Source organism: Sphingomonas faeni (genome assembly GCF_003053745.1).
Taxonomy (GTDB): domain Bacteria; phylum Pseudomonadota; class Alphaproteobacteria; order Sphingomonadales; family Sphingomonadaceae; genus Sphingomonas; species Sphingomonas faeni.
Map to the genome: position 1 here is coordinate 38,434 of NZ_QAYE01000014.1, position 6,068 is coordinate 44,501.

At 60.4% G+C, this 6,068-nt stretch carries 6 protein-coding genes; 3 read left to right on the top strand and 3 right to left on the bottom strand.

The window, feature by feature from the left end; translation table 11 throughout:
- Nucleotides 1-551: 551 nt before the first annotated feature.
- The gene (locus C8J25_RS20840; RefSeq protein ID WP_167397769.1) at nucleotides 552-719 is read right to left on the bottom strand and encodes a hypothetical protein; all 168 of its coding nucleotides are present in this window, start codon (nucleotides 717-719) and stop codon (nucleotides 552-554) included.
- Between the two features lie 593 nt (nucleotides 720-1,312).
- On the opposite strand from C8J25_RS20840, the gene C8J25_RS18770 reads away from it, so the two are divergent.
- A complete protein-coding gene (locus tag C8J25_RS18770; RefSeq protein ID WP_107955883.1) occupies nucleotides 1,313-2,566 on the top strand; it encodes a DUF2254 domain-containing protein in 1,254 nt (417 codons plus the stop codon).
- Here the strand turns inward: C8J25_RS18770 and C8J25_RS18775 are convergent.
- A complete protein-coding gene (locus C8J25_RS18775) occupies nucleotides 2,546-4,114 on the bottom strand; it encodes a DUF389 domain-containing protein (protein ID WP_107955884.1) in 1,569 nt (522 codons plus the stop codon). The genes C8J25_RS18770 and C8J25_RS18775 overlap by 21 nt on opposite strands.
- 684 nt (nucleotides 4,115-4,798) lie before the next feature.
- Nucleotides 4,799-5,131 (bottom strand): hypothetical protein, encoded by a 333-nt coding sequence (locus tag C8J25_RS18780; protein WP_107955885.1) that lies wholly within the window; start codon nucleotides 5,129-5,131, stop codon nucleotides 4,799-4,801.
- Nucleotides 5,132-5,176: 45 nt separating this feature from the next.
- Here C8J25_RS18780 and C8J25_RS20845 point away from each other — a divergent pair, with 45 nt between their 5' ends.
- The gene (locus tag C8J25_RS20845) at nucleotides 5,177-5,743 is read left to right on the top strand and encodes a hypothetical protein (RefSeq protein WP_167397770.1); all 567 of its coding nucleotides are present in this window, start codon (nucleotides 5,177-5,179) and stop codon (nucleotides 5,741-5,743) included.
- A gap of 53 nt (nucleotides 5,744-5,796) precedes the next feature.
- Entirely contained in the window at nucleotides 5,797-5,958 is a 162-nt protein-coding gene (locus C8J25_RS20850) for a hypothetical protein (RefSeq protein WP_167397771.1), read from the top strand.
- The last annotated feature ends 110 nt before the right edge of the window (nucleotides 5,959-6,068 follow it).

Below are 6,068 nucleotides of genomic sequence, written 5' to 3' on the forward strand. Positions count from 1 at the left end.
GTTCCTCCGAGCCTAACGTCGGTCGGTAGGATGGTCCAAGGCGGCTGGCATGGCAACGTCTGCTATCCTGCCCAACTCGGACATTATCAAAATTCGATTCCTTGTGAGAAAGCCGGACCGTACCAGAACGCCCAACTTAAGCCGCTACGGGCCTTCTTGGCGCTTGCTCGAAAGCGGTCGCTGGTTCAGTTTCCTCGTATGACGGGTAAATCTAGACGGCTAACGACGTTCGGTGCTTTCGCCGTCGCGATAGCAATGGCGGTGAACGGCTGCACTGCTTCCCGAAGCGCATTCACTCCGTCCGACTTCGAAACGGCTAAAGCGGCATGTGGCGCAGCGGATGCTTACATTTCAAAAACCAACCCGAAGGCCATTGGTTTTCGAGGGTACGCAGCTTCCCATGCAGAACAAGCTAAATGCTTCGTGGGGCGCCTAAAAGAGACGGACGCCAGGGTGATCGGCTTTATAAGCGAACCGCCTAGCTAAATAGCAGTGTCGCCCAAAGTCGGACGTAACACGTCGGTATGAGCGTGCCGGTAAGCTGCCGTTCCTTAATGCCGGAAGCGTTGCCGCAACTTCGTCGCGAGCGAGACGACCAGCGCAGCAGGAATGCCGCCAACGACGCAACCGGCCGCAGCCCAAAGCGCGAGCATTACGAGCATAATCGCGAACAGGCCGAGTTCTTGCCATGCCGCGATCTTCCATGGCTCCATGAACATCACGCCAAAGCCGTAGGATAGGAGAAATGGCGGTCGAAAGTCGGGGTCATTCTTTGACAGGACTGCCGCGCCAACGATCTAGCAGGCAGTGATTATCGCAGCGAGCGGAAGCACAATGAGGCCGGAAAAGTCCATCGGGTAGAGCTAGCGGGAGCTTTGACTATGATCCAGCCGCAAACCCGCCCGTCCGCTATCCTTCCCAACCCGGACATTCCCGAAATTCGATCCCCGTCGAGATAGCGCCCTCGTCGCAATCGCAGGTCCTTTTCGGAAAGATCGACGCGGCTATGATAGCACCGCCCAGCTACGCTACCCGCATCCGGTGTTCGCCGTTCGTCGCGTGCTAGCGCAACGCTACTTCACTGTGCTCGTGTGCATTGGCAAGGCTGTTGCTCAAACTGGTGGTGCCGACCGGGTAACCGCCAGCCCATGACCTGCACGCAGTCGTCTCGTGCAATGTGTCGCCACCTCAATATCATCCCATCGGTGCCGCAAAACGACTGCATTCGCGCATAATGCCCTAGTTGAGACGGAAAATTTGGCTTGTCAGACTCTCGCCGAGTTTGAAGGATAATAATGGGGAGGGAAAAACCATGAAACGATGGGCATGGATCTTCCACCGCATCATCCGGCAGATCTGGTTTCGTGCAGCTATGATCAGCCTGCTCAGTGTGGCACTGGCGATCCTTGCCGGCATCATTACGCCGTATCTACCCTACACGTTCGACGTGGATATCGGCCAGCGTTCGGTCGGCACGATTCTTCAGATCATGGCGTCCAGCATGTTAGCGGTGACGACGTTTTCGTTGACGGCGATGGTCAGTGCCTATTCGTCGGCAACGCAGCTCGCGACACCGCGTGCAACGCAGCTCATGGTCAGCGACCCGACCTCGCAGAACGCGCTGTCGACGTTCCTCGGTGCGTTCGTCTTCTCGATGGTCGGGATCGTCGGGCTCAACACGAGCGCCTACGGCCATGACGGTCGCATTATCCTGTTCGCCGCTACCGTCGCCATCATCATGCTGGTGGTTGGCACGCTGTTGCGCTGGATTGGCCATATCACCGCGTTCGGACGCATGGCCGACGTCATCGATCGCGTTGAGGAGGCAGCCACCCGGGCTATGGCGGACTTTGCCGCCGCGCCGTATCTGGGCGGACGTGCGGCGATCACCGTACCGCCACATGCCGTGGCGATCACCGGCTCGCATACCGGGTATGTCACCCATGTCGACGTCGATGCGCTGGCTTCGATCGCCACAACGAATGGTTTGAGCATTCACGTCGAAGTTTTGCCGGGGACGATGGTGCATCCCGCACGTGATCTTGTTCATGTCGAGGGGCAGATCGACGATACGGCCCGCGCGGCGCTGATCAAGGCGTTTACAATCGAACGGCACCGCAGCTTCGATCAGGACCCTCGCCTTGGCCTGATCGCGTTGTCCGAAATCGCCAGTCGCGCGCTGGCACCGGCGACCAATGATCCAGGGACCGGGATCGAGGTGCTCAATGCGCTTTTGAGAGTGTTCCTAACCCTCCGCGCCCAACTTTCGAACGAGCACGATGACGATGATGGACGACACCGGGTGTATCTTGGCCGGCCCTCGATCGACGACATGCTGACCGATGCCTTCGGACCCATCCTTCGCGAAGGCGGCAAGGAGGTTGAGGTTTCTCTTCGCCTGACCAACACGTTGTCGGCGATGCAAGCCAACCTGCCGGCGATGAGCGAGCCGATTGAAAGCTGGGCTGCGCGCCATGCAAAGCGCGTGAGGAAAACGATGGAAGATCCCGAAGACCTTACCGTGTTCGAGCGGACCTATGCGCGATTATGGCCTACGCTCGGCTGATACGGGCGCAGGCTGCTCGGTATCGATCGTCCATATCAGGCGCAGACGACCGCCCGCACGGCCGGGGTCCGCCCTGCCCCCTCGATCGACGATACCCTGCGCTATCGCCGTGCGCTGCCGCAGGGTCCCCCCCAGAACATCGAAGGTTCGCGCCAACCGAGCCGACACCCAGCCTGCCTCGCGGAGCGCTTGATCGTCGATGACGCCGGAGATGATCGCGACGTCTGGCAACGCGACATCGTTGGGCGGACTGAGAACGACATGCCAGTCTGCGACCGCAGCGCCCGCGCGACGCTCCAGATCGCGATAGCCAGCGATGCCGAGACCGGGGAGTGGCGCCGCGGTGGCGCGGATCGTCCGCCCGGCTGCATCCGACTGCACTGACGAGGCGGGAACGCCTGCGATCAACGCAACGTCTGCGATGGCGCGATCACGCTCGCGCGCGGCGCGCAACGCATCGCCATTGCCCGCTCGTGCGATCTGCGCGGCCTCGACTGCGCCTGTTTCGGGTGAAATGCGAACCTGATCGATATGGACATCGACCGGCCGCGACAGTCGCTGGCGTAGGTCCGCCGCCAGTTTGCGATCTGCCCCTGGCTCGATCCGTGGCGTCAGCATGACCGCGCGAACGCGGACCGGGGTCGCGCCATGATCAATCTCGACCTGGCTCAGCCGCGCACCGGGTGGAAAATCCTGGCCGAGCGCATCGCGCACCTGCCGCTGTGCGACCGCCTCGAAGGCGATCCGGCGCAAGCCAGCGCCAAGGGGGATGGACAGCACGCCGATCGCGACCGCAAACAGGACGAGTTGCCAGCCGGTATGGTGCGGCGAAAGATGGCTGCCGAAGCCGTAACAGCGTGCGACTAGGGCGGCCGTCAGAGCGATGGTGATCGCGTTGGTGAGGAACAGCAGCAAGGCGCCCGAGAAGACCACCCAGTTCCATGTCGCGATGCCGAACCCGACCACGACCAGCGGTGGCATCAAGGCGATGGCGATTGCAACGCCAACGACCGTACCCCCGCGCCCACGGATCAGGGCATAGCCGCCTGCGATTGCCGACAGCAGCGCAACGAGCAGGTCGAATAACGTCGGCTGCGTCCGCCCGGCAATTTCGCTCGTGATCGTCTGGACCGGCGACAGCAGGATCAGCACGACGGAGAGTGCCACTGCGATCCCGGCGCCCAAGGTTAGCGCCGTCGCAGCACGGCGTATCTCATGGAAGTCGAGCATGGCGATGCCGAAGCCCAAGCCGATGATCGGCATCATCAGCGGCGATAGCAGCATGGCGCCGATGAGCACCGCGACGGAGGGCATCAGTAGCCCAAGCAGCGAGATCGCGGCCGAGATCACAATTAGGAAAGCGTAGCGCCCCGACCAACACGCTTCCTCGGCGATCTGTCGCAGGACGCCGTCATGGTCGACGCCTTCGGTCGCTTTGGCCAGCCACGCCCGTGGACGCGGGACGAATTTTGTAGTGTTTAGATAGATCGGGTCGTCTCCGTCATGGTGCAGATCTTCGATAAACCATGGGATAGCGACTTGTGGCATACCCGCTAGCTTGGCGCATCGAGAACACCCTCCCCGCTGGCGTAACGTGGCATTCCCGGAGCTTCCGGCGTGCCTAGCGTTCGGCCTCCGGGGGCAGCTCGTTACGGTGTGCCGGGTCTAGCTGCCCGACGGCGACGCCCCAATTTGACGCCGCACGGTTCGCTGTCGTGCTGTTCACGCTCCAAATCTTACCACCATACTCTCCCGTTGCCTTCCGCCACCCAGGTTCGGCCTCTTCAACGTAAACTGCTCTGTGTTGCCCCTGAACCGACACTTAGCGCTTCACCAAGCTGCTCCTTTTCCCATCATCACTCCTACTTGCCGGTAATACACTATCCAGCCGGCCCGTGATTGGGGGTACCACCGCTCATGCCAGGCGTCAGCGAGCCAAACCGGCGCAGTACATCATCAAAAGCTCGGTTGGCGTCATAGAGGCGACCGAGCGACGCTCAACTGAAGCTATTGCCGGGACGCTCCAGCGATGACATCAACCGCGGCCGCGACACGACGCCAGTCCTGTGGATTGGTGGTATCACGAAGAATGTCGAAGAGCCGTTCTATGAAGTGCTCGGGCTCATCATCGCCAAACGCTGCCGCGATAGTGGACGCCTTTTCCCACACCTCCCGATCTGACATACTCGATCGGCTACACATCCATGGATACCTGGTTGGCACTTGGTCGGTTCATTCTTCGAGCTTCCGGCGCCGCAGTTCATCACGTAGCGCCTCAGCCGCAAGATCGCCCACCTCGCCTTTGGTCTGCCGGTACGCGGCCAAAAGCTCCTCGTCCGTTGCGCCGACCAGAAGGCCCTCAGTCTGAGCCCTGAACGTGTCGACCTCCTCTGCCGCCACGCTCGCCGCTTCGTGGGAAGAGGCCTCATTGTTTGCAATGTCAGGCGCTGGCGCTAGCACCGCGTCCTGCTTGAAAACGTCGAACGCCTCTGCTGCCTCGTTGCGTTGGACGATCAGCGAACCAAGCTGGCCAAGAAGATCGAACTTCGATGCGGTGTTTTCCATGGCCGAGCCTAAACCGGGTTCTTCACCGCGTGCAATATGGCGTCATTGGGTTTCTACCAATCAGAGATTGACCCGACCTACAACCGCGCCAACCGCGATCACCGAAACAATGATCGCCCACCCCTCCCAAGTTCGAGGAGACCAGCCGATACCTACGACTTTTGGCTGAAACCATTCGCGTGGATGATTCATGACGGCTGCGATGATGGCGAGGGAGATCGAACCTGCCTTTCGCTTCACGGTCTCAAGCAATACATGCCGAGAACGGAGGACGCCAGCATGCCTGCAGACATCATGAAGGTAGACGATCAGGCTAAGATCGATCTTTACCAGGAAATCATGCCAATCGTCATGCAGTACCTTGCTGCGAACTCCACCGATGATTTGTTGATCGCCGATGACATCATCGACTTTTTCGCGCTGTCGATCGCGTCGGTTATCCAGAACGATACGAACCTGACCACCCCGCTGCTACAACGCAAAGGCGTCGAGGCGGCAGGCAAGCACATCGCGCACTGGGTCCGCCTGTTGAAGCTTGATCACGAACAGCGCGGCGCGTCGCTGCTGGCGATGACGATGGGCGCGGTCGCGTCAGACGAAACGAAGCAGTAAGCTTTGCGGAACGCGAGAAGCTCTTGCCTGTTCGTCAATTGAGGAGAGCGACAATGACCGACCCGATCAAGCCGACCGCGACAACGAAACAGCCAAACCTGTCCACCAAGCACCAGAATGAAGGCGATGCCCGCCGCCCAAGTGATACCCTCAATAAGGACACACCGAGCACCGGGGGCCAGAATGCCCCAAAACGGCAGTCAGCTCTCACTTAAGGGGTGAAAGGCTTCTAGGGCTCAGACTCATTCACAGCCAGAAGGCGACAGCGGTTGCGAGAGCTACGGCTGAGAGGAAGTTGGCGGCGAGCTTGTCGTAACGGGTAGCG

What these genes read in the sequence shown, in the direction of transcription:
- C8J25_RS18775 (WP_107955884.1), bottom strand. Translation starts at nt 4,114, where the DNA reads ATGCCACAAGTCGCTATCCCATGGTTTATCGAAGATCTGCACCATGAC.
- C8J25_RS20850 (WP_167397771.1), top strand. Translation starts at nt 5,797, where the DNA reads ATGACCGACCCGATCAAGCCGACCGCGACAACGAAACAGCCAAACCTG.
- C8J25_RS20840 (WP_167397769.1), bottom strand. Translation starts at nt 719, where the DNA reads ATGTTCATGGAGCCATGGAAGATCGCGGCATGGCAAGAACTCGGCCTG.
- C8J25_RS18780 (WP_107955885.1), bottom strand. Translation starts at nt 5,131, where the DNA reads ATGGAAAACACCGCATCGAAGTTCGATCTTCTTGGCCAGCTTGGTTCG.
- C8J25_RS18770 (WP_107955883.1), top strand. Translation starts at nt 1,313, where the DNA reads ATGAAACGATGGGCATGGATCTTCCACCGCATCATCCGGCAGATCTGG.